Raw genomic sequence first — 23,458 nt, forward strand, 5'->3', positions numbered from 1 at the left:
CATCCTAACATTTTAAAAGATAAAGTTATTGAATCTAACCATTGAAAACATTCTGCTTGTTGGCTCAATTCTACTTTTTATAAGTATTATAGCAGGTAAAACTTCGTATAAATTTGGCGTTCCTACCTTGGTGCTTTTCTTGGGAATTGGAATGTTAGCAGGAGAAGATGGAATAGGGATTAGCTTTAACAATCCTCAAATAGCGCAGTTAATAGGAATTATTTCACTGAATTTTATTCTCTTTTCTGGGGGGCTTGATACCGATTGGAAAGCTGTAAAACCCATTATGAAAGAAGGCTTTGCTCTTTCTACAATTGGGGTGTTTTTAACGGCTATTGGTTTAGGAACATTTGTGTATTACGTCACAGACTTTACGATATACGAAAGCTTACTTTTAGGGAGTATAGTTTCCTCTACAGATGCAGCGGCAGTTTTTTCAATTTTAAGATCTAAAAACCTTGCGCTACGTGCCAATTTACGACCTACTCTGGAAATGGAGAGCGGAAGTAACGACCCAATGGCTTATGTGCTTACAATTGCATTTTTAGGCTTAGTGGTTAATCAAGACCAAGGCTTGGCCTCTATGATTCCTTTGTTTTTTCAGCAGATGATTCTTGGGACAATTGCAGGTTTTGGCTTTGGGAAATTAAGTAAGATTATCATAAACAGAATAAAGTTAGACTTTGAAGGACTTTACCCAGTGCTGGTAATAGCATTGATGTTTATCACTTTTTCGGTTACAGATTTTGTGGGGGGAAATGGATTCTTAGCTATTTATATATGTGCTGTATTTTTAGGAAATCAATATTTAATTCACAAAAAGACTATTTTAAAAATGTACGACGGTCTAGCTTGGCTGATGCAAATCGTACTATTCTTGACCTTAGGGCTTTTAGTATTTCCTTCGCAAATTGTCCCCGTAATTGGTATCGGACTTGTAATATCATTGTTTTTAATCTTCGTTGCGCGTCCAGTTGCAGTTTTTCTAAGCTTAATTCCATTTAAAATGAAATTGCGTAGGCGATTTTATATTTCGTGGGTTGGATTACGAGGAGCTGTGCCAATTGTATTTGCTACCTATCCACTGTTAGCCGGAATCGACAAAGCAAATATGATCTTTAATATAGTATTTTTTATCTCACTTACTTCAATTTTAATTCAAGGCACTACGCTTTCGGTAGTTGCAAAATGGTTGAATGTAAGTATTCCAAGTAGTCAAAAAATACTAACACCTTCAGAGAAGTTTTTAGAAGAACATCCTAAAACAGAAATGCGCGAAATTGGAATTGCTAATGGAAATAAAGTAGTTGGGAAGCAGATAGTAGATATAGAATTTCCTAAAACCGCTATAATCGCAATGATAAAAAGAGGGGATAAGTATATTACACCTAATGGGAATACTGTAATTGATGCAGATGATGTCCTTATCGTGCTTTCAGAAAATAAAAAAGGAATTAAAAAGGTGTTTAAAGCCTTAAACATACGAGAGTTCTCAGCTGCGTAAACGAAATTCGCATAGTCAAGTTTGAAACCAATAAATTATCGTAATTTTATTGTTATAACAATTAAAGAAAACCTAGTTGAGCATTAAACAATTCTTCATATTAATTATTCTATTTGGATTTTTTTCGGCTTGTGAAGAAACTACTGAAATAAGCTCTTTTAGCCCAAATCATTGGGAAGATCATTATATTGAAAAGGATGTCTCTTTACTTATAAACGATTCGTTGCAAAACGGAAAAACTTATCTAAGTGTATATTCTCACATTTATAGTATTTCATTAAAGAAAACTCAGAATCTTACCGCTATGATAAGTTTGAGAAATGTTAGTGAAACTGATACTGTTTTTATATCTAAAGCCGATTATTATAGCACTAATGGCGACTTAATTAGACAATATTTTAAAAAGCCAATTTATTTAAAGCCTCTTGAAACTGTTGAAATTGTAATAGATGAAGCTGATAATTACGGTGGAAGCGGTGCAAAATTTATTTTTGATTGGTCTTCTAAAATGGAAACCCCAGAACCTTTGTTTGAAGCAATAATGACATCGCTACGCGGCGCTCAAGGATTAAGTTTTACCTCAACAGGTAGAAGAATTAAGTAGGGAACATAAGCCTACACTTCCTTTAATTATAATCGCTTTTATTTTCGAAATTTCTAGGTTGTAACATTTTGCTTAGTTGTGTTTCTTTTCGTTATTTTTGAAGCAAAAGCTAAGAAAATGAAAATAGTAGTTTCCCCTGCAAAAACGCTGGATTTTGAATCTAAACTCCCAACCCCTCGTGCCACTCAACCACAATTTTTAGAAGAGGCAGAGCTGATTAATAATAAACTTGAAAGAAAGAGCAAAAAGGCAATTGCTGAATTAATGAATATTAGTGATAAGCTTGCTGAACTAAATTACCAACGTTATAAAGAATTTACTACTCCTTTCACGACAGAAAATGCTCGACCGGCAGTTTATGCTTTTGCGGGCGATGTTTATACAGGTTTAGATGCTTATTCTATTCCACTAGAAAAAATCGATGTTTTACAAGACTCACTCCGTATTCTTTCAGGAATGTATGGAGTGCTACGTCCTTTAGATTTAATGCAGCCTTATCGCTTAGAGATGGGGACAAAGTTTTCTGTTAATAGAAAAAAAGATCTATATGAATTTTGGAAAAAAACGCTTACTGAAACTTTAAACAAAGAATTACAAGATGATGAGATTTTTATCAATCTTGCTAGTGTTGAATATTTTAACGCTATAGACGAAAAAAAATTAAAAGTTCCAGTGATTTCTCCGGTTTTTAAAGATTTCAAAAATGGAAAGCTTAAAATAATATCATTCTTTGCTAAAAAAGCTAGAGGAAGTATGGCTCGCTTCGCAATAGATAAAGAAGTAAAAACTCTAGAAGATTTAAAAGCTTTTGATTACGATGGTTACGGTTATAGCGAAGAATACACCGAAAAAGAAAATGAACCGGTTTTTATAAGATAGCATTTTAAAACCCCTAAATTGAAAGTAGTAATCTAAATTCTACATTGCATTTGTTTTATCATATACATCCATATCCTCCATTTATTCCTGAAACAGCAACGAAGTTGATTGTGGGAACGCTACCACCACCACGTTTCACTACAGGGGAATTAAAAGAAGGAGATGTAGATTTTTGTTACGGAAGTCGTGATGGACAATTGTGGCTTATTTTAGACAAAATATTCAATTTAAATTTAAAATTCGAAAACACTGCTGAAGCTATAGATCAACGTGAACGATTTCTTATAAATCGAGGAATTGGTGTTTGTGATATGGTAGCCTCAGCAAAACGAGAAAAGGTTGATGCTTCAGATATTGGAATGAGCGATGTAGAGCTACGTGATTTGGTGGTCATACTTCAGCAAAACCCAAAGATTAACACCTTGCTTTTTACAGGTGGAAATAGTAAAAATGGGCCAGAATACTTCTTTAGAAGAAAACTAAAAGAGTACAATATTTCACTTAAGATAATCTCAAACAAAGTTCCCCGTATACATACTTTTCAATTGCCAAATAACGGTAGAGAAATAAAAACAGTTTCTCTCATAGCTCCTTCTGGAGCTGCAAATAGAGCAGTTGGTAGTCTTGCTTCGTATAAAAATATGAAAGCAGAATTCCCCAAAAAAACTACAATAGATTTCCGAGTAGAACAGTATAGACCATTTTTCTAGTTTTTACAATTTACTTCATATAAAATCAGTAAGCACATACAATGTGAGCTTGTATACTGTTTTAGAGTATATGATAAATTGATGAACAACTTACCTTCACAATGGGCTAATACAAAATTGATTTTAATCAATGCATTACAAAATTTTCACAGTTTGAGTCTCTTATTTTTGTATGTCTCTGTAAAAAAGACAGTTAGGTGTTTTATTAGAAAAACAGGCTAAAATATTAATGAAATTGAGGTTTGTTTAAAATTTTAATTATGCTTTTGAGAATAATTTGCCATTTAATATAAAATGCTGTACATTTAACGTGATTTTAACTATTAACTTAAATTTTGTTTTATGAAAAAAATTACCTTTTTAACCTTAATGGCATTATTTCTTACCTCCTTGGGGTGGCAAGCAAATGCCCAATATTGTGCTGCTGCCGGTAACAGTACCACATTTGAAAATATTACAAATGTCACCTTTGCGGGCATAAACAATACTACTACTGTACATTCGGGATATAACGATTTCACCGGTATGGTTGCAAATCTTAGTCCTGGAGGGACTGAACAATTATCAATCACTATAGATCCTGATGGTGGTGATTATTTATATGCATTTATTGATTGGAATCAAAATGGCATCTTAGACGATGCTGGTGAGGTATATAATATTGCCGGTCCTACTGGGGCTAATGGTCCTCATACTTTAAATATAACAGTTCCTGCTTCTGCCTCACTTGGGGATACTCGTATGAGAATTAAGTTAAAATGGGGTGCTGCATCTCCTGGACCTTGTGGGACTTTCTCTTATGGAGAAGTTGAAGATTACACTGTAAATGTTGGTAGCGTAGTTGGTAACCCACCTGTTATTTCTTGTCCAAGTGACATCACTGCATATACAGAACCAGGTGTTTGTACTGCTGTCGTAAACTTTACCGATGCGATTGCGTTTGATGCTGAAGATGGTGCGATTCCTACAACTCAAACCGCAGGTCCTGCTAGTGGAAGTGACTTCCCTTTAGGGGTAACTGTTGTTGAGTATTCTGCAACCGATAGTGATGGGAATACTGTTACTTGCCAATTTGAAGTAAATGTAATAGATGACGAGGCTCCTGTTGTGGTTTGTCAAGACCTTACAATAGATCTAGATTCTGTAACTGGAATGGCATCAATTACGGGTACAGACATAGATAATGGTTCTACCGACAATTGTGGAATTGCTTCTTATACTCTAGATATTTCAAGTTTCGATTGTTCAATGATTGGAGAAAACACGGTAACTCTTACGGTAACTGATAACTCAGGAAATTCATCAACCTGTACAGCTACTGTTACTGTTCAAGATACTACTGCACCAGAAGTTTTCTGTGTTGGAGGATTTGGAAATTTCTCAATATCTGAAGATTTCGAAGCTGCTTCTGTTCCTGCTGGATGGTCAACTAATATAATTTTAGGCTCTCAAGATTGGACTTTCGGTTCAGGTGAAATGCCAACTGGAGGAGACTTCCCAACTAATGCTGCAATTTTTGATGACGACGCAGCTGGAAGTGAAGACAATATTGCAGAGTTAATTTCTCCAGTTTACGACTTAACAGGAGCAACCGCTGCAGATATTTCATTCGATTATGCTCTACAAGATTTCGCAGGACTTGGGCTATTACGTGCCGAAGTTTGGGACGGAGCTGCTTGGCAAGAAGTTTTCTTAATTGATGATGCAGATGTTGACCCTACAAATACAGGTGCAATTGATGTTACTGCATATATAAACAATGCATTCCAAGTTAAATTCACTTTTGATGATGAAACAGGATGGAATTGGGGTGCAGGTGTAGACAACTTCTTACTAAACTATCAAGCTGCTTCTGGTGGTGGATTAGATGTGTATCTTGATGCTAATGGTATGGCAAGTATAGATCCTAATGATCTCGTAACAGGTGTTACAGAGGCTTGTGGATACACAATTACCGCTGGAGGTGTTGGTGGAGGAGCTCAAGGTTCTTTATCAAGTCTATTTGCATCTAATAATGGCGGTGGATTAGGTGGAGCTGTGTATTTTGATATTACTGTCGGTCCAAGCGATTTAGATATTACAGAGATTGATATAAACACTGAAGATCCAGGAGCATTCACTATGGATGTTTATACTTTAGTAGGTACTTATGTTGGTAATGAGGCAAATGCCGCTGCATGGGGAACTGCCGATGCGGTTGCTTCTGGAACCGCTGCAGGTTTAGATTCACCTTCTAATGCAGTTCTTGATAACCCTATCACTTTAAGTGCGAACACTACATACGGTATTGCATTAGTGTTAGATGCTAATCACGGACATAACTATACTAACGGTGACGGAACTAATGAAAACTTCTCTAATGCCGATATGTCATTGTCTTTAGGAGCTGCTTCTAATACACCTTTTACAACGCCAGTTTTTGCGCCGAGAATATTTAATGGTACTATTCATTATGTAACAGGTGGTGGTTCAGGTCTTGATTTTACATGTGCGGATCTAGGTGAGAACTTGGTAGAAGTTACTGTAACCGATTCTAGCGGAAATACTGCGACTTGTACAGCTGTTGTTAATGTTATTGATAACATCGCACCGGTAATTACCTGTGGTGTTGTGCCTGTAACTACAGAATTAGAAGAATTTGAAGGATCAACAATACCTTCTGGATGGACAACTGAGGTGCTTAGCGGTACTGCAGATTGGTCTTTCGGATCTGGTGTTATGCCTACAGGTGGAGATTTCCCTACTAATGCAGCAATCTTTGATGACGATGCAGCAGGTAGCGGACAAGCAAACAAGGCGGCATTAATTTCTCCAGCATACGATATTACAGGAGCTGTTACAGCGTCTGTATCATTTGACTATGCATTACAAGAATTTGCAGGTGATGGTACACTTGCAGTGGATGTTTTTGATGGTGCAGCTTGGCAGCAAATTCTTTTTGTTGACGTTGATACTGATCCTACTAACTCTGGTAGTATAGATGTTATGCCATACGCCAACGCCAACCTTCAAGTTCGTTTTACTTTTGACGATGAAGGTTCATGGGGATGGGGTGCTGGAGTTGATAACTTCGAGATTACCTACGAAACTTCTGCAACTGGTAACATGATAGATATTGCACTTGGTGCAGATGGTACTGCCACTATAGATCCTTATGCTTTACTTTCAAACATAGATGAGGCTTGTGGAATAGATACTATTGCTACTGATGTAACAACTGTAACTTGTGCAGATATAGGAACTCCAATAATGGTTACTGTTTTTGTAAGTGATGCAAGTGGTAATATTGCTTCTTGTGTAGCAGAAGTGAACGTTGTAGATTTATTAGGGCCAGAAATTACTTGTCCGGCAGATCAAACAGTTGATCCTGGTACTGGAAACTTATACTATATCGTTCCAGATTACTTTGCAACAGGTGAAGCTACTGCAATAGATAATTGTACAGATCCTGTTACTGCTACTTCGCAAGACCCAGCTCCTGGAGCAGCCTTGCCAGATGGTGTACACACCATCACTTTAACTGCAACAGATGAGTATGGAAATACTTCTACTTGTAGCTTTGAACTTACTGTGGAATCTGTTCTTGGAGCAAATGAAAACTCTTTAGAAACTGGAGTTACATTGTATCCTAACCCAGCGAGTACTATGGTAAATCTTGTGAATAAGACTAATATTGCTCTTGAGTCGATGACAATCTTCGACGTAAGTGGTAAAATGGTTAGCGAGATAAACCTAAGCGCTATGCAAGGTGAGAAAGCAGTAGATATTTCGTCTCTTGCTACAGGAGTTTATGTTGTTCAAATTGTTGGTGACAATGTAAGTACTGTTAAACGATTGATTGTAGAATAATTAAAACTATAAAATAACCAATCAAAAAAAAGGAAACCCCTTCAGCTTTTGCTGAGGGGGTTTTCAATTTTGTTGCGAAGTGTTATTGCGTATCTTTACAGTTATATTTTTAAAAAATCAACATAATGAAAAAAGTTATTCCGTTTCTTACCCTAGCCTTACTAGTGGTAGGTTGTAACAATTCTAAAGAGAAAGAGAATAAGAGTAAAAGCGAGGATGAAATGAGTACAGAAAATCCATTATTTTCTGAAAGCACCTTGCCTTATGGTGCTCCAGATTTTTCAAAGTTAAATGATGATCACTATAAGCCTGCGTTGCTTAAAGGTATCGAAGAACAGAAAAATGCAGTGCAAGCCATAGCAAATTCTGAAGAGGAACCTACTTTTGAAAACACTGTTCTTGCACTGGAAAAAAGTGGAGAATTGTTAGAAAGAGCTTCACAAGTGTTTTACGCGCTAACAGGTTCAAATACTAACGAAACCTTACAAGCTATTCAAGAAGAAATGGCTCCAAAATTTGCAGCGCAAAACGATATGATTTATCTAAACGATAAATTATTTCAACGTTTTAAAACTTTATACGATAAAAGGGAATCATTAAATTTAGATGCTGAGTCATTAAAGCTTCTAGAAGTATACTATGAGAATTTTGAAATAGCAGGGGCAAACCTTTCTTCGGAAGATAAAGAGAAACTAAAGCAGTATAATGAAAAAATAGCAACCCTTACTAATAAGTTTGGTAAAGTGCTTTTAGACGCTAACAATGCAGGTGCAGTTACTTTTACCAATAAAGAAGAGTTAGCTGGATTAGATGAAGATTATCTTAAGTCGATAGAAAATGAGGATGGAAAAGGTTGGACAGTAGCTTTATTAAATACTACCCAACAACCACTATTGTCGTCTTTAGAAAATAGAGCGACACGTGAAAAATTATTTAAAGCTGCATTCCACAGAGCAGATCAAGGAGCAAATAACACTAGTGATATAATAAAAGAATTAGTTGAGGTTCGCGCTCAAAAGGCAAAACTTTTAGGATTTAACAACTATGCTGAGTGGAGTCTTCAGAAAACAATGGCAAAAAGCCCAGCAACAATTAATAAGTTTTTTGAGGGATTAATAGCTGCTGCAACTGCTAAAGCTCAGGTTGAAGCTGATGAAATTCAAAAGATGGTTAAATCTAAAGGAGGGGACTTTACCTTAGAGCCTTGGGATTGGAATTATTACGCCGAAATGGTTCGTAAAGAAAAATACGATCTAGACGAGAATCAGATTAAGCCTTATTTCGAAATGTATAACGTTTTGGAAAATGGTGTTTTCTATGCCGCAAACAAACTTTATGGGATTACACATAAAGAAAGAACAGACATTCCTGTATATCACGAGGATGTAAAGGTTTATGAGTTATTCGAAGAAAATGGTGACCAACTTGGACTATTTTATGTAGATTATTTTGCACGTCCTAGCAAAAGAGGAGGAGCTTGGATGTCTAATTTTGTTACGCAATCTAAACTTTATAACAAAAAGCCAGTTATTTACAATGTTTGTAATTATCCAAAACCAGCTGGAAATGAACCTGCATTATTAACTTACGATGAGGTAGAGACTATGTTCCACGAATTTGGTCACGCGCTTCACGGGTTTTTTGCAGACCAACAATACCCTTCACTTTCAGGAACAGCAGTTGCTCGCGATTTTGTTGAATTCCCATCACAGTTTACTGAAAACTGGGCCTTGTATCCAGAAGTGTTGAAAAACTATGCAGTTCATTATAAAACAGGAGAAAAGATTCCACAGGAACTAATTGATAAAATTAAAAACTCTGGTACTTTTAATCAGGGCTATAGCCTTACAGAAAACTTGGCAGCTTCTAATTTAGATATGCAATGGCATACTATTTCAGCTGATAAAAAGATAGAAGATGTTGCTAAATTTGAAAATGACGCTTTAAATAGAACTAAATTGGATGTAGTTCACGCTGTGCCTCCAAGATACCGTTCAACGTATTTTGCACACGTATTTGCTGGAGGTTACGCTGCAGGATACTATTCGTATTCTTGGACCGAAATGCTTCACCATGATGCTTACAATTGGTTTGAAGAAAATGGAGGGCTAACTCGTGAAAACGGACAGCGCTTTAGAGATATGGTATTGTCTAGAGGAAATACTATGGAACTAGAATCAATGTACAAAGCTTGGAGAGGAAGTGATCCAAAAATTGAGCCTATGTTAAAAGCAAGAGGTCTAAAGTAAGAAGTAAGTATAATGGAGTAATCCAATACTTCTCAAAGTAAACTTTAACCACAAACCCTTTATTTGTGTAATGGAAATTAAAAAGCCCCCAACGAAAGTTGGGGGCTTTTTTCTGAAATAATATTTATGGTAATTAGCCCGAGGCTTCTTACTTTCTCTTCTTAGATTTCTTATTCCCTTTTTTAGGGTGAACAAGTTTCATTTCATCAATAAGGTTTGTTGCACCCGCATACTTATCTACTATAAATAATACGTAGCGAATATCAACCATAATGTTTCTTGAAAGAGAAGGGTCGTAGTAGTAATCACTCATTGTACCCTCCCAAACACGGTCGAAATTAAGACCGATTAGGTTTCCGTGTGCGTCGATAGCAGGGCTACCGCTATTTCCACCTGTAGTGTGGTTGGTACCGATAAAGTTTACAGGCATTTTTCCATTTTCAGCATATTGACCGTAATCTTTAGCTTCGTATAAATCTATTAATTTTTGAGGTACGTCAAACTCATAATCTCCTGGAATGTATTTTTGCATAACCCCTTCAAGATGTGTTACTGGCTCGTAATAAACTGCATCAGCAGGAGAGTAACCCGCTACTTTCCCGTAAGTAACACGTAGTGTACCATTTGCGTTAGGGAAAATTCGATCTTCTTTTGGGCTTAGTTCAATCAACGCTTTCATATAGTCACGTTGTAATCCAGTAATGTTTAGCTGAATTTCTTCATATTTAGGAGCGATCTTTTCGAAATATGCTTCTGCCATATCTTTTACAACCTTATAACCTGGGTCGTTGTTAAGATTTGAAATTACAGTTTCGGCATCACCTTCTAATAATTTCTTCAATGAGTCGTAATCTACAAAAGCAGACTTACTGTAAACCTCTTCAGTTAGTGCTTTTGAATCAATGTTATTAAATGAAGCAGGTAAGAACTCTTTTGGAACTTTATCAGCATAGATAGCAATTAAAGCTTCAAAAACTTCTTTGTCAACTTTTGCACTGTAGTCTTTATAATGGCCAGACATTCTCTCTACCATATTATCTCTTCTATCTTCAAAAGACTGAGCCCCTCTAGCATCAAATACTTGTGTTAGTTGGTATGCTTGGAATCCAGTTCGAAGTAATTCCACATTTCTTAAAACCGTTTCAAAGAAATACTCACGAGCTAATGTGTAAGGTTCAATTTCGGCGTAATATTTCTCAAATTGTGGCAGCAAATTTCCGTATTCATTTTGCTTTCCTTTTTTGTTTATTTGAGAAGTAAGTGCTTTTTCTTGTTTCTGTTTAATACCAACGGCATTACTTTTTGTTAATCCAAGTGTTTCCCCTTGCCATTTTTTCCAATAGTTTGCGATACGTGCAAATTTTGATGCATATTGAATTTTAATTTGTGGGTCGGCACGCATATATTTATCCTGTACAGCTAAGGCAGCATCGCGAATTGCAATACGTGCAGGGTTTACTGTGTTAATAATTTGCTCAATAGCTACTGAAGGTAAATATTCGTCAGTTGTTCCTGGGAATCCAAAAACCATTGTAAAATCGTTTTCAGCTACTCCATCTAATGAAATTGGAAGGAAGTGTTTTGGAGTATAAGGTACATTGTCTTCTGAATATTCTGCTGGACGATTGTTTTTGTCTGCATAAATTCTGAAAAGTGCAAAATCACCTGTATGGCGAGGCCAAATCCAGTTGTCGGTATCGCTACCAAATTTTCCGATAGAAGAAGGTGGTGTTCCTACTAGACGAACGTCTTTAAAAGTTTCAACTACAAATAGCATGTATTGGTTTCCTTCAAAGAATGTACGCACTCGGTTTTCTTGCCAAGCTTCTTTCGGAAAGGTTTGTGAAACCTGAGCGATGTTTTCTTCTATTTTTTTCTGCTTATCGGCTTCAGTCATAGATTCAGTAACATCATTCATTACTTGAGTGGTTACATCCTCAATTTTAATTATAAAAGTTGCTGTTACTCCTGGGTTTGGCAACTCTTCTTTCAAATTCATTGCCCAGAAACCATTTTCTAGATAATCGTTTTCTAGAGTTGAATGACTTTGAATTTGTGAATAACCACAGTGATGGTTAGTTAGTAAAAGTCCTTGGTTACTAATAACTTCAGAAGTACAACCGCCATTAAAATGTGGTACCGCATCTTTTAAGCTAGCGTTATTTACATCGTAAATATCTTGGGCAGACATTTTCATCCCAAGGTTTTTCATTTCAGACTCATTCATTCCTTCCAAGAGCGAAGGAATCCACATTCCACCTTGCTGCGCAAAGAGAGGGACTGATAAAAAGATAAAAAGTAAACGTAATAATTTCATAGAATAATTTTTAAAGAATAATTGTCTGCAAGATAAGAATACCACAACAATTTTGAAGATTTTTAAGCACGATAACTTATTTAACCCTCACTTTAGCTCCTTACTTCATGGATAAACAATAGGATGTATAGGTTATTTTACATTTTTGACAATCTCTTGTTTTATAAAAATTCACATTGAAATTTTAATTGGCTTTGCTCCACATTTGGTTTGTTGCTGAAAAATTTCAGTACAATAAAAGGAATTCGGAAAAGTGAAGTTTTCCACTTCAAATAAGGCTGAGCTGTTCCCGCAACTGTAAGCTTTGCTCCAATATTGGGATGTCGGTAATTAAAAATTCAAAATCCACTGTTGATGAGCCAAGGGGAAGGAAAACTACAGAACGATAGCCCAAGAGACTTACCAAATGCCAAATAACTTAAAAACACTACTTCTTGCAGCTAAATCAATTTTTGAATTTCTACTATCACAACCCTAATGTTAAGTTTATGATAATTAAGGCTTAAGAAAATGTTATGTAGGGTGAATCTATTATTATTCATGTTAAATTTATAGGCCAAAAATAAAAACTAACAAATTCAATGCTATGAATAGGATAGATATACTTCGCAGTTCAGCTGAAAGTTTTATGGATCAATTAAATCTACCGCTTAAGTTATCCAAAAATGAAACCCGTGCTGAAAATGATAATAAATCGAAATCTACAGTAGATTCCAGGAATAAGAATAAAACTACAACTTTAAATAAGAAAAAAACTAAAACTATACGATATACATTTTAGTTTTAAAATTTACTCTATCCTTTAGTTTCAGAGACATCTTAAATAATCAAGACATTAAAAAAGCTTCCAAGAATTTGGAAGCTTTTTTTTTACTACATTAAACTTGATTAATTATTCAATTATGATTTTCACTACTTCTCTTTTTTGTTCATTCGCTATACTTAATAAATACAATCCTTTTGATAAGTTTGAGTGATTAAAGGTATAGGTGTAATTATTGCTCGTAGCATCTACAATTTCTAAAATGCCTTCTGAAATTACTCTGCCTTGAATGTCTAATAATTGGAACTTTCCGTTATAGTTTGATAGTACGGTAAACTGTCCAGAATTTGGATTAGGGTAAACAGCAATATTAAAGTTGCTATTTGTAAAATCACCAATACTCATTGTTGCATCTCCATAACGTTTTACAGTAGCTAAACTGTTGTTTCCTTCATCTTGATAAGCAATATAAGGGTGTCCATTTGGGGAATAAGCTAATGATTGATAGCTAGCAATATTTGTGAAACCTGTTAAACCTATTGAGTTCCATATGCTGCCGTCATATCGCATAACGGTAGTTTTACCACTTTCCATTTCATCTCTAAAACCTATAACTGGATTTCCTTGTAAATCGAGTGCAATACTGTTGCTATAAGTTGCTCCACCGCCAATATTATCACCAATATTAGACCAAGATGCTCCATTCCATTTATAAACGTTTAATTTTTTTAAATCTAAATCTACGGTAGCTCCTACGTAAATATTATCGTTTTCGTCTATAGCCAAAGAATGACTAAAGTAAGTTTCATTAGAACTGTCGATATCTGCTCCACCAATTACTTCCCAGCTACTTCCATTAAACCTACTTACATTAGAATATTTAGGTCCATAAGGATCTGAGCCTGTACCGTACAGTACTACTGGTTGGTTGTTGCTGTTAGTTGCTAGTTTAGTCCATACAGCTACTTGACTTGCTGTAAAGTGAGTACCTCCAACGGTAACCCAGTTACTGCCGTCCCATTTTTTGCATATCCCTCTAGTGTTATTTGTAACGTCCATATAAGACACATAAGGAGTACCATCATTTGCAACGGTTATATCCATATGGTATCCGTCACCAACTGTACCACCTACTTGAGTCCAATTAGAGCCATCGTACTTATAAACTTTAAGTGAACCATTTATTGTTATAATGTATGGAGTGCTATCAGGAGCTAACGCCATTGCAGCTTGTCCTTGTTCTCCAGTAATTTTATTACCTAATAAAGACCAAGAATCATTTTCGAAAGTGTAAACTGATATTTCATTATTTGAATTTGCCGACATTACATAAGGAACTCCATTACTGTTTATTTCTAAATTTACATCAGAAGCAATGCCATCGGTAAAACCTTCTTGGCCTACAACATGCCAATCTACTCCACCAGAATCTACTACTTCAACTTCAAAATATTGTTGTTCGGATGAATTTCCATCCGAAACCATTAGTGTAACTGGATAAGTTCCTTCTGTAGTTGGTGTTCCTATTAAACTAGCTGTAGTTTCACCTGTTACTGTTAGGGTCATCCAATTAGGAATATCAACAGCAGTAATCGTTAAATCTAAGTTGTCCGGATCGTGGGTTAAAATTTCATAATGATAATTCACACCAACCAGTGCACTTGTTTCACCTTCAGATACAAAAAATGGTTGAGCATTAGTATGGCCTGGAAGATATGCACTTTTACCAGCATTAAGTATTTCACCTGTTGTTGCATTTGTTATGTAACCTACTACGTGAGTGTACTCTTCATCATATTCTTCAGGTAATGTCCAAGTAATGGTATGTGAATGTTGTGAACCTGCAGAAATCGTACTAGGTAAACTTCCAGCATCTCCTACATATTCAGTAGCTAAATAACGGGCTACGTGGTCGTAAACCATTTGTCTAGCAGGCACAGGGTCTGGTAAATTTTCCCAACCACCCATTTCGACAGTGCCACCAGAGTAAGCATTATATTGATCGTAACCGCTACTAGTGCCTGTTACAGCATCTTCAACAACCACGGCTCCTAATCTGTAATCTCCTGATAATGCAGAAAAGAAATCGGCAGTAACCGTCATTGATAAATTACGAGTGCTAGGGTCGAAATTAGTTGTGACTGAAATATCAGCTGGGGGAGTGTTGTTAAGTTGGTTGAGTACTTTAGTTTCCCAATCTAATGGGTCAACTCGTAGTGCTACACGATCAACATTTCCATTAGGTAAGCCAGTGATGGTAGTGGCAGCAGCATATTCAGGGGTGCTTTCCATTACATCACCCATATGTATTGCAATAAAAATAACGTCGTGTTCATAAATCATTTGTTGTCCGAAAACAATTCCGCGCGGACACCAATTACACCAAGTACCAGTGCCTTCTTCTATAAGAACTCTTTTTGTTTGTGCATTTAAGCTTATCTGGCTAATTAAAAATAAGCTGAGGAGTAAATAAAGCTTTTTCATAGGATAGATTGTGTTTTAGGTTGTATAGTTGTTAAAGTTGAGTGAATATATTGAAAATTTACGACAAAAAATATAATTATGTTTTGATTTTGTTGTAAATAGTTGATAAATGTTTAGTTATTTTATTTTTATTTAATGTAAAGCCTTAGTGAAATTTTCTTTTGGAAATTAAGGTGAAAACATATGAATTTAACCTAACCTAATTTGTATTCAATCAATTAGCATAATTGCAAGTTAAAAGGGTGTGATTTGGTTGTTGAATAGGTATTGAATAATTAGTTTTGCTCTTTAATTCAGGAATGTAGAAAAGTTATTATTGTTGAATTATTAATAACAAACATTTTAAAAGAACTCTAAGTGAATTAAAGTTAGCGGCATTTATTTATCATTTAAATTAATGCATTTAAAAACTCTATTTTCATATTAGTATCTTGAGAAATAAGTTGTAATTTGGCCTTTAATAATTAAAATCTACAGGTTACTGATTATCAGAATTTTATATTTTATAAGAGCTAATATATTCTATAAAACATAGACCCAATTTCAATAAATCCCAATTATGCGTACTCAATTCTTTATATTTTCGAGTGTTTTGCTTATAGTAACTTTTGCATTAGGCTACTACCTAGACCCTTCATGGTATGTGTTTTTTGTAATCGTTTTCTTATTTACTGCTTTAGGGTATTACGACGTACTTCAAACGCGACATACAATTATGCGAAATTATCCCGTGTTCGGTCGTTTGCGTTATGTGCTTGAAGAACTTCGTCCAAAATTGTATCAATACTTTATTGAATCTGACATTGATGGTCGTCCTTTTAATAGAGTCGATCGTTCAACTGTATATCAAAGAGCAAAAGGGGTAAGAGATACTATTCCTTTTGGAACTCAATTAGATCTTTATGCTGAAGGATACGAATGGATTTGTCATTCAATTGCACCAAAGGCTTTTGATACATTAAATAACGATCCTCGTATAATGATCGGTAATAAGGATTGTACACAACCTTATTCGGCTAGTATCTTAAATATTTCTGCGATGAGTTTTGGAGCACTTAGTTCTAATGCTGTAGAAGCTTTAAACGCTGGTGCAAAAATTGGAAATTTCGCCCATAATACTGGAGAAGGTGGTTTAAGTCATTATCACTTAAAGCATGGAGGAGATTTAATCTGGCAAATTGGAACAGGTTATTTTGGTTGCCGTACCGAAGATGGTAAGTTTAACCCTGAATTATTCGCTGAAAAAGCTAAACATCCTAATGTTAAGATGATTGAGCTTAAAATTTCTCAAGGAGCAAAACCAGGTCACGGTGGAATACTTCCTGCAGAGAAAAACTCTGAGGAAATTGCAAAAATTAGACATATTAAACCACACGTAAAAGTAGTGTCTCCGCCTTACCATTCTGCGTTTGATACGCCTATGGAAATGGTTAAGTTTATTCAAAAACTAAGAGAGTTGTCTGGAGGTAAACCAGTTGGATTTAAGCTTTGTATTGGCTATAAGAGTGAATTTATTTCAATCTGTCAAGCAATGGTTGAGCTCGATTTGTATCCAGACTTTATTGCGGTAGATGGAGGAGAAGGAGGAACTGGAGCTGCACCACCAGAATTTAGTAATTATGTAGGTGCACCGTTGTTAGATGGTTTAGATTTCGTTCATAACATTTTAAATGGTATGAATATTCGTAGACATATTAAGGTGATTGCTTCAGGTAAAATTACTTCAGCGTTCCATATTGCTCGTGCTATTGCTTTAGGAGCAGACGGGTGTTACCAAGCGAGAGGTATGAAAATGGCTATTGGGTGTATTCAAGCTTTACTTTGTAACACCAATAAATGTCCTGTAGGTATTACCACTCAAGACCCTAAATTAACAGTAGGTTTGGTTCCAGAAGATAAGAAAACACGTGTTGCTAATTATCACGAAAAAACAATTAAGAATTTCGTGGAATTATTAGGAGCTACTGGTGTAGATGAAACTAGAAATCTTACACGAACTCATATTTATAGAAGAGTATCATTAAATGAAATGATTACTTACGAAGAGTTATTCCCATCTATTAAGGAAGGTTCTATGCTAAATGGTGATATTCCTAAAAAATACCAGTTGGATTTCGCTTACGCCGATAAAAACCGTTGGGGAATTCACCCATAATTGATAATAAATTAAAGACAAAAAAAGAGTCTGATTCTACTGTAGAATCAGACTCTTTTTTATTTCTTAAATAGGTTCATTATCTTTTCTAATATCGTTGGTTCTTTCTGGTTTTCTGTATCCTCATCTTCATTATCATCGCCAAAAGTGTATTCTCTTAAAAAGTCGCTATGAGATTTGCTAGAATCGTATTTGCGTCTTTGCCTATCTATGCGGTCCATTTTATCTTGGCTATTTGCTATAATATTCTCAAATAGAGGGAGTAACCTTTCATTAAGCGTATTAATAGGTTCTTTTAGGAAAAAACCTTCGGCACCACTCTTTAACAATTCTTCCTTATCCGCTTCGTATTTTAGATTTCCAGTGATAACTACTATTGGAATATTGTCGTTATAATTTTTAGAAATTCTAATAACATCAAATGCATTCATTCCTACAAGGTTAAAGTCGGTGATAACCATATCTGGAATGTATGTTTTTAAAGCATTTATTAAACTTATCTCGCTATCTACAAATCGAATTTCAGGATTTACTGAAATTTTTTTAAGCTGTCGTTGAAGTAAAAAAGTATCTGATACTAAATCTTCAACTATCAAAAAATTCATATTATCAGGTAAAGCCATCTCGAATAAGTTGTGGTTAGACTAGTAAATTTATCTAATTATTTTGTCATTTTATAGTTTAGGTGTGTTATTTGGAATTATTTTTTGGTTTATTGTCATGTAAATCTAGTTCATTACCTTTGAAAGGATAGCTGTGTTTTTAATCAGCTTATATCATTTGCCTATGAAAAGAATCAGAAAAGTTGGTTTAACTAACTTTATATTGCTAGTCTCTTCGCTTATTCTTGTGATTATTTTAATAGGATTTTCATTTATGCAAAATGCTGATTCTGCCGATGAAATTGCGGAAAGTTGGAAGGTAAAAAACAATATCGATCAAATTTCTTCTACAATATCTAAAATGGAAAGCTTTGGCTTAACCTATAGATACACTAATAATATTGAGTATAAAGAAGAATTCAGGTTAGCCGAAAAAGAATACGACTCATTATTAAAATCGTTAAGATATTTAGTTCGAGAAACAAAACATCAAGTAGATCGAGTAGATGCCGTTGAAGCTAAAATGGATGCTAATCTTAAACTGTTGGACAGTATTTTATTAAATCCAACTTCTGATTTTTCTCCGATTGAAGTAGCTAATCATAAAGATGTTCATTTTAATGATGATGTAGCATCAATTTTGAAAGATCTTTTAGTAACTGCTGATGTTATTCTTGATAAACGAATTAGGAAGTTTACTACTTGGAAGCTTATAATTCTGGCAGGATTGGGGATTGCTACTATCATAGTTTTCCTAAGTCTTTTTAACTTAATAAGAAAGATTAGACCTTTAATCGAAGAGCTTCTTCAAACACAATCTGATTTAGAACGTTCAAATAAAAATTTACAACATACTTTAAAAGATTTAAAAATTTCTAATGCTGAAAAGCAGAAGGAAATTAAAGCAAAAGAAAGGGCAATAGAAGAGGCAGATAAATTAAATGATTCTCTTATCGTAAAAAATCAACAGTTAGATCATTTTGCATACGTAGCTTCCCACGACTTGCAAGAGCCATTACGTACAGTTTCAAATTACTTAGAAATATTTCAAGAAGATTTCCCGGAACGAGTGGAAGGGGAAGCTGTAATGTATTTTAACTTCATAAATAAGGCAGTAGAACGAATGCGAAACCTTATTAGCGGACTCCTTTCTTTTTCCAGAATTGGTACAAGTGGTCAGATGGAGGAAGTGAACTTAAATGAAACATTAGAAAAAATTAAAGATGATTTTACTGTGGTAATTGAAGAACGTGGAATTGTAATAGAGCACGACCAGTTACCAACAATAACAGGATACAGAATCGAGCTAAAACAATTATTTCAAAATCTTATTTCTAATGCTATAAAGTTCACTAAACCAGATGTAAAACCTAACATTAAAATATCTTTCGACGAAACAGATAACTATTTCAATTTTCATATAAAAGATAATGGAATTGGTATTCCTGAGAAAGATTTTACTAAGGTTTTCGATATGTTCAGCAGGCTTAATAGCAATAAAGACTATGAAGGTCAGGGGATAGGCTTAGCATTTTGTCAGAAAATAGTAGAACTTCATTTGGGTAACATTTGGGTAAGTTCTACTTTTGGAGTTGGCACCACTGTTCATTTTACTTTAAAAAAATAACTATATGAAAAAATTAAAGAATGTATTGCTCATTGACGATTCGGAAAGTGATAATTTTTATCACGCTCGAAAAATCAAGAAAATGGGTATAAGCGATAATATTCATATATGTTATAGCGGACAAGACGCCTTAGAATATTTAAAAAGTGAATTAGACGGAAAATACCCTCAACCTACATTGATATTTTTGGATATCAATATGCCAGGAATGAACGGATGGGAGTTTTTGGAAGAATACGAAAAACTTACTGTGTCTCAGCAAGGGGAAGTTGTGCTTACAATGCTAAGTAATTCTATAGACGAAAGAGATAAGTCTAGAGCTAAGGAATTTAAAAGTGTACATGGTTTTTATAATAAGCCCCTTAATGAAGATTACCTTAAAACTATAATAGATACATATTTAAAAAAATACCTTACCTAATCCCAGCTTTTCGGGTAAAAGTGTAATTGTCTTTTTCATTATTAATCTTCTTCAAATACAGCCATAAAAAAGGCCAGCACATAAATAGTTGGTCAATTGGGTGCTGGCCAGAAATCCTATCGGATCTAAATTTATAACTGTTATCCTCGCGTTAACCAGCCTCTTTTGCTAGCTGTAGCGATTGCGTAAGGAGTAATCCAAAATAATGCAAAAGTGTATAATATGCTATATGAATACGCCCAAAAAGATTCTGATACATTGTATCGTTTAGCATAGAACAACATCGGGAAACTTGAGAATATAAGAATTCCGAATAGCGTAGAGCTAAAGAACAATATTGGGTGTGTTACTATAAAGAATAGCATAAACAGAATAAATGGATAGCTCATTATAATCTTCAACGATTGACTTATAAATAGTAATCGTATTCCAGATTTTGATTCTTCTCTAAAATTTGTAAAAACATATTTAGACATTTCAATGTTTTCGCGCACATTACTACGTCCCCATCTAATGAACATTTTATATAGTCCCTTATAACTTTCAGGTACGTTGGTATAAGCATAAGCATTACGCTGAAACAACACTTTATTACCTTGTTTCAAAATCATATTAGTCATAGCTCTATCTTCGCCTATATCTGATGGTTTTCCCATAAATGTTTGGTTTATCCATTCAGGAAGTACAGCAAAAACAGCACTTCGGCGGTAGGCAGCTAATGCTCCTGGAGTACATAATACTGAGTTAAGACTACTTTCTGCAGAACGTACAAATTCAAAACTAAGTACGAAACTTACATCGAGCATTTTTGGTAAAAGCGCTTTTTTATTGTTTAATACTCGAATGTTTCCAGCTACCGCACCGCATTTTTCATCTAGAATAAATGGGCTAACCAAATTTCTTAAAGTATCTTCATTTACAACAGAATCACTATCCACAGTTACAAACACATCTCCAGTACCAATGTTGAATCCACGATAAAGAGCGTGACGTTTACCTTTGTTTTTAGGTTGTTGAAATATAGTAACTCTATCTCCTAATTCTTTTTTGGCTTGTTGCATCCAATGCCAAGTATCATCTTTACTACCGTCGTCAATAGCTAATAATTGCAATTTTTCTGCTGGGTAGTCACTGTTGGCTAAACTTTTTAATGTTTCCCACACTTGTTTACCTTCATTGTAAGCAGGAACTATTACTGTACAAGTGGGCAATTCCTCATCACTTACAGATGCTATAGGTTTGTATTTGAAATATCTAATAAGGGTATAAATAAAGAACCCAGCTTTAAAGACTAAAAGAGCAGTGGCCATAACTAAAAATGCATAACCTAGGGTTGAGCTCATACGTTCTTCACGAAAATTGGCAAAGTCGGTATCTAAATAGAAAAATAGATAGGTAGCAATAAAAATTAATAAGAAAGTGCTAGCAAGCACAAATATCCCCCAAGGGTTTGTACGTGAAACAGACTTATTTTGATTATTGTACTTAATAGCTACTTGTTCTGTAGATTTATCTAAATGATTTACTGAAGTGTCTTGTGTGTTGTTGTTCATTTTAAATCCTTAATTGATTTTTATTCGCTTTTGAAAATTGTTTATCAATTCGAGGAAGTGTTTAGCAACTGTTATGCCGAGTGAGGTTTACTAGGTTTTATTGAGCATTTGAGGATTTACAGATACAAAAAGTGTATAAATTTTATACAGTTGGATATACAATTATACAGTTTGGATAGCAAGTGAGTCTAGATTCTGTAGGTTGTTGCTGAATTTTAAGTATGGAGTAATAATTGCTATAATTACTATTATAGGAAACTAGTTAAAATCTAAATGTTTCGTAAGTTAGTATTAGTTTGTTCGTTTTTTCAACCATTGAAAAAACGAACAATTTTAATGTTTAAGAGAAAAATAATTTTAAAATTATAACTATGAATACCGTTAAAAGCTTGTCATTAATTACTTTATTAGGTCTGTTTACGGCTTGTGGCGTAACAAAAACAGATACGAATACAAACACTAATTCAAATCCGATTGAAGCTACCAATAGGGGTAGAGCAAACACTGATGTTCCAGTTAAAAGTGATAGATCTAATAAATCTCAACAGCTATCAACTGAGATTCCTAACAAAGAATTATCAAGTAAACAGATTGAGGAAGCTGCTAAGGCTAAGAATCAAAAAATGTTTGTAGATCTTGCTATGACGGAGGAGCAAGTAAATAGATTCAATAGTGAATGGAATAGAACATTGCAAAATTGGAATAAAAACAACCGAAATAAAGTAATGAATAGCTTTGAGCGCACCGAACTTCAAGACAATATTTTGAGCAAAATATTAAGTGAAACTCAATTTAAAAATTACCGAGTTTGGGCACGTGAAAATGCAGGTAGTCGATTAGATTAATTATGTAGAATAAGGCTTTAAAATTGGATCTTGTAGCTAATTTTAAGTATAAGTACCTGATAAGTACGTGGCGATACGTATTGTTTTGATGCCTTGGAAATTGTTACTTTGGTGAAAGCGTATAAGTATATTTTAGTGGGTTGTTGATATATTAATAATATTTACCCCATAATATTTATATAATAGACTTTCCTGCCAAAATTTAACTTCAGTAATTTCTGATTTAAATTTAAAAATCCCCTTGTTGTAGCATTTCAGCATACTTTGGTTTTAAAAAAAGCCAAGCTTTTGAGTATGAAACTTATTAACTTAAAAAGTTTGAATATTAATTATGGATAAATTTTTTTCAGAAGCTTTAAAAGAAGCAGAAATAGGTATAGCAGAGGGCGGAATTCCTGTTGGAGCTGTTTTGGTGTATAATGGAGAGATTATTGGGCGCGGACATAATAAAAGAGTTCAAAAAGACAGTCCTATTATACATGCAGAAATGGATGCCATTGAAAATGCTGGCCGACAATCTGTTTCAATTTATAAGGAAAGTGTTTTATATACCACTTTATCTCCTTGTCCGATGTGTGCTGGAGCGATTTTACATTATGGTATTCCAAAGGTTGTTATTGGTGAAAACACCAATTATTTAGGTGCGGAGGATATGTTGATAGAAAATGGAGTTTCGGTGATTGTGCTAAACGATAGAAGGTGCAAAGAACTAGTAGATTACTTTATTTCTGAAAATCCTGAGCTTTGGAATGAGGATGTTGGAGCGTGATTATGAATTACTATATTTTATGAATACAAGAGACTAAAGCGTATAATAAAATTAAATAGTCTTTATTTATAATTCTATAAAAAAAACCAAGTGATTTTTGTTAATCACTTGGTTTTAAATTTAATCA

At 34.6% G+C, this 23,458-nt stretch carries 16 protein-coding genes and 1 riboswitch; of the genes, 12 read left to right on the forward strand and 4 right to left on the reverse strand.

Going from position 1 to position 23,458, the window contains the following annotated elements; genetic code table 11:
* Positions 1-28 precede the first annotated feature (28 nt).
* The 6 genes from G3A46_RS10160 (at position 29) to G3A46_RS10185 (ending at position 9,795) form a co-directional block, all read left to right on the forward strand.
* Entirely contained in the window at positions 29-1,504 is a 1,476-nt protein-coding gene (locus tag G3A46_RS10160) for a potassium/proton antiporter (RefSeq protein WP_165149449.1), read from the forward strand.
* Positions 1,505-1,580: 76 nt separating this feature from the next.
* The gene (locus G3A46_RS10165; protein ID WP_206736002.1) at positions 1,581-2,108 is read left to right on the forward strand and encodes a DUF3124 domain-containing protein; all 528 of its coding nucleotides are present in this window, start codon (positions 1,581-1,583) and stop codon (positions 2,106-2,108) included.
* 117 nt (positions 2,109-2,225) lie between these two features.
* Positions 2,226-2,987: a peroxide stress protein YaaA gene (gene yaaA / locus G3A46_RS10170; protein WP_165149451.1), complete on the forward strand. Its 762-nt coding sequence runs from the start codon at positions 2,226-2,228 to the stop codon at positions 2,985-2,987.
* Between the two features lie 50 nt (positions 2,988-3,037).
* Positions 3,038-3,697 (forward strand): uracil-DNA glycosylase family protein, encoded by a 660-nt coding sequence (locus G3A46_RS10175; protein ID WP_165149453.1) that lies wholly within the window; start codon positions 3,038-3,040, stop codon positions 3,695-3,697.
* 342 nt (positions 3,698-4,039) lie between these two features.
* On the forward strand, positions 4,040-7,546 hold the full coding sequence (locus G3A46_RS10180; protein ID WP_165149455.1) for an HYR domain-containing protein: 3,507 nt from the start codon (positions 4,040-4,042) through the stop codon (positions 7,544-7,546).
* Between the two features lie 125 nt (positions 7,547-7,671).
* Positions 7,672-9,795: a M3 family metallopeptidase gene (locus tag G3A46_RS10185; RefSeq protein WP_165149457.1), complete on the forward strand. Its 2,124-nt coding sequence runs from the start codon at positions 7,672-7,674 to the stop codon at positions 9,793-9,795.
* 148 nt (positions 9,796-9,943) lie between these two features.
* Here the strand turns inward: G3A46_RS10185 and G3A46_RS10190 are convergent, their stop codons facing one another.
* The gene (locus G3A46_RS10190) at positions 9,944-12,112 is read right to left on the reverse strand and encodes a S46 family peptidase (protein WP_165149459.1); all 2,169 of its coding nucleotides are present in this window, start codon (positions 12,110-12,112) and stop codon (positions 9,944-9,946) included.
* A 189-nt stretch (positions 12,113-12,301) separates the two neighbouring features.
* A riboswitch (cobalamin riboswitch) is annotated at positions 12,302-12,534 on the forward strand.
* 164 nt (positions 12,535-12,698) lie between these two features.
* Between G3A46_RS10190 and G3A46_RS10195 the strand changes: the two genes are divergently transcribed.
* Positions 12,699-12,893: a hypothetical protein gene (locus G3A46_RS10195; RefSeq protein WP_165149461.1), complete on the forward strand. Its 195-nt coding sequence runs from the start codon at positions 12,699-12,701 to the stop codon at positions 12,891-12,893.
* Positions 12,894-13,004: 111 nt separating this feature from the next.
* Here the strand turns inward: G3A46_RS10195 and G3A46_RS10200 are convergent, their stop codons facing one another.
* Positions 13,005-15,359, reverse strand: a complete 2,355-nt coding sequence (locus tag G3A46_RS10200) for an Omp28-related outer membrane protein (RefSeq protein WP_165149463.1) — start codon at positions 15,357-15,359, stop codon at positions 13,005-13,007.
* Positions 15,360-15,918: 559 nt separating this feature from the next.
* On the opposite strand from G3A46_RS10200, the gene G3A46_RS10205 reads away from it, so the two are divergent.
* Positions 15,919-17,514, forward strand: a complete 1,596-nt coding sequence (locus tag G3A46_RS10205; protein WP_165149465.1) for an FMN-binding glutamate synthase family protein — start codon at positions 15,919-15,921, stop codon at positions 17,512-17,514.
* 59 nt (positions 17,515-17,573) lie between these two features.
* Here G3A46_RS10205 and G3A46_RS10210 read toward each other — a convergent pair whose 3' ends face one another.
* Complete coding sequence (locus G3A46_RS10210; RefSeq protein ID WP_165149467.1) at positions 17,574-18,137, reverse strand: response regulator; 564 nt, start codon at positions 18,135-18,137, stop codon at positions 17,574-17,576.
* A gap of 163 nt (positions 18,138-18,300) precedes the next feature.
* Here G3A46_RS10210 and G3A46_RS10215 point away from each other — a divergent pair, with 163 nt between their 5' ends.
* Together G3A46_RS10215 and G3A46_RS10220 are read left to right on the forward strand one after the other, a co-directional pair.
* Positions 18,301-19,743, forward strand: coding sequence for an ATP-binding protein (locus G3A46_RS10215; protein WP_165149469.1), 1,443 nt, complete (start codon positions 18,301-18,303; stop codon positions 19,741-19,743).
* A gap of 4 nt (positions 19,744-19,747) precedes the next feature.
* Complete coding sequence (locus G3A46_RS10220) at positions 19,748-20,164, forward strand: response regulator (protein ID WP_165149471.1); 417 nt, start codon at positions 19,748-19,750, stop codon at positions 20,162-20,164.
* A gap of 140 nt (positions 20,165-20,304) precedes the next feature.
* Here G3A46_RS10220 and G3A46_RS10225 read toward each other — a convergent pair whose 3' ends face one another.
* Positions 20,305-21,717, reverse strand: coding sequence for a glycosyltransferase (locus G3A46_RS10225; RefSeq protein WP_165149473.1), 1,413 nt, complete (start codon positions 21,715-21,717; stop codon positions 20,305-20,307).
* 371 nt (positions 21,718-22,088) lie between these two features.
* On the opposite strand from G3A46_RS10225, the gene G3A46_RS10230 reads away from it, so the two are divergent.
* Both G3A46_RS10230 and G3A46_RS10235 read left to right on the forward strand, forming a co-directional pair.
* Positions 22,089-22,562, forward strand: coding sequence for a hypothetical protein (locus G3A46_RS10230; RefSeq protein WP_165149475.1), 474 nt, complete (start codon positions 22,089-22,091; stop codon positions 22,560-22,562).
* Between the two features lie 331 nt (positions 22,563-22,893).
* Positions 22,894-23,331 (forward strand): nucleoside deaminase, encoded by a 438-nt coding sequence (locus G3A46_RS10235; RefSeq protein WP_165149477.1) that lies wholly within the window; start codon positions 22,894-22,896, stop codon positions 23,329-23,331.
* Positions 23,332-23,458: the final 127 nt, after the last annotated feature.

It is taken from the genome of Aequorivita sp. KMM 9714, from assembly GCF_011065475.1.
GTDB classification, from domain to species: Bacteria; Bacteroidota; Bacteroidia; order Flavobacteriales; family Flavobacteriaceae; genus Aequorivita; species Aequorivita sinensis.

Excerpts from the sequence above, each read along its gene's own strand:
- yaaA (WP_165149451.1), top strand. The coding sequence starts at position 2,226 with ATGAAAATAGTAGTTTCCCCTGCAAAAACGCTGGATTTTGAATCTAAA.
- G3A46_RS10180 (WP_165149455.1), top strand. The coding sequence starts at position 4,040 with ATGAAAAAAATTACCTTTTTAACCTTAATGGCATTATTTCTTACCTCC.
- G3A46_RS10185 (WP_165149457.1), top strand. The coding sequence starts at position 7,672 with ATGAAAAAAGTTATTCCGTTTCTTACCCTAGCCTTACTAGTGGTAGGT.
- G3A46_RS10190 (WP_165149459.1), bottom strand. The coding sequence starts at position 12,112 with ATGAAATTATTACGTTTACTTTTTATCTTTTTATCAGTCCCTCTCTTT.
- G3A46_RS10195 (WP_165149461.1), top strand. The coding sequence starts at position 12,699 with ATGAATAGGATAGATATACTTCGCAGTTCAGCTGAAAGTTTTATGGAT.
- G3A46_RS10200 (WP_165149463.1), bottom strand. The coding sequence starts at position 15,359 with ATGAAAAAGCTTTATTTACTCCTCAGCTTATTTTTAATTAGCCAGATA.
- G3A46_RS10205 (WP_165149465.1), top strand. The coding sequence starts at position 15,919 with ATGCGTACTCAATTCTTTATATTTTCGAGTGTTTTGCTTATAGTAACT.
- G3A46_RS10210 (WP_165149467.1), bottom strand. The coding sequence starts at position 18,137 with ATGGCTTTACCTGATAATATGAATTTTTTGATAGTTGAAGATTTAGTA.
- G3A46_RS10215 (WP_165149469.1), top strand. The coding sequence starts at position 18,301 with ATGAAAAGAATCAGAAAAGTTGGTTTAACTAACTTTATATTGCTAGTC.
- G3A46_RS10220 (WP_165149471.1), top strand. The coding sequence starts at position 19,748 with ATGAAAAAATTAAAGAATGTATTGCTCATTGACGATTCGGAAAGTGAT.
- G3A46_RS10225 (WP_165149473.1), bottom strand. The coding sequence starts at position 21,717 with ATGAACAACAACACACAAGACACTTCAGTAAATCATTTAGATAAATCT.
- G3A46_RS10230 (WP_165149475.1), top strand. The coding sequence starts at position 22,089 with ATGAATACCGTTAAAAGCTTGTCATTAATTACTTTATTAGGTCTGTTT.
- G3A46_RS10235 (WP_165149477.1), top strand. The coding sequence starts at position 22,894 with ATGGATAAATTTTTTTCAGAAGCTTTAAAAGAAGCAGAAATAGGTATA.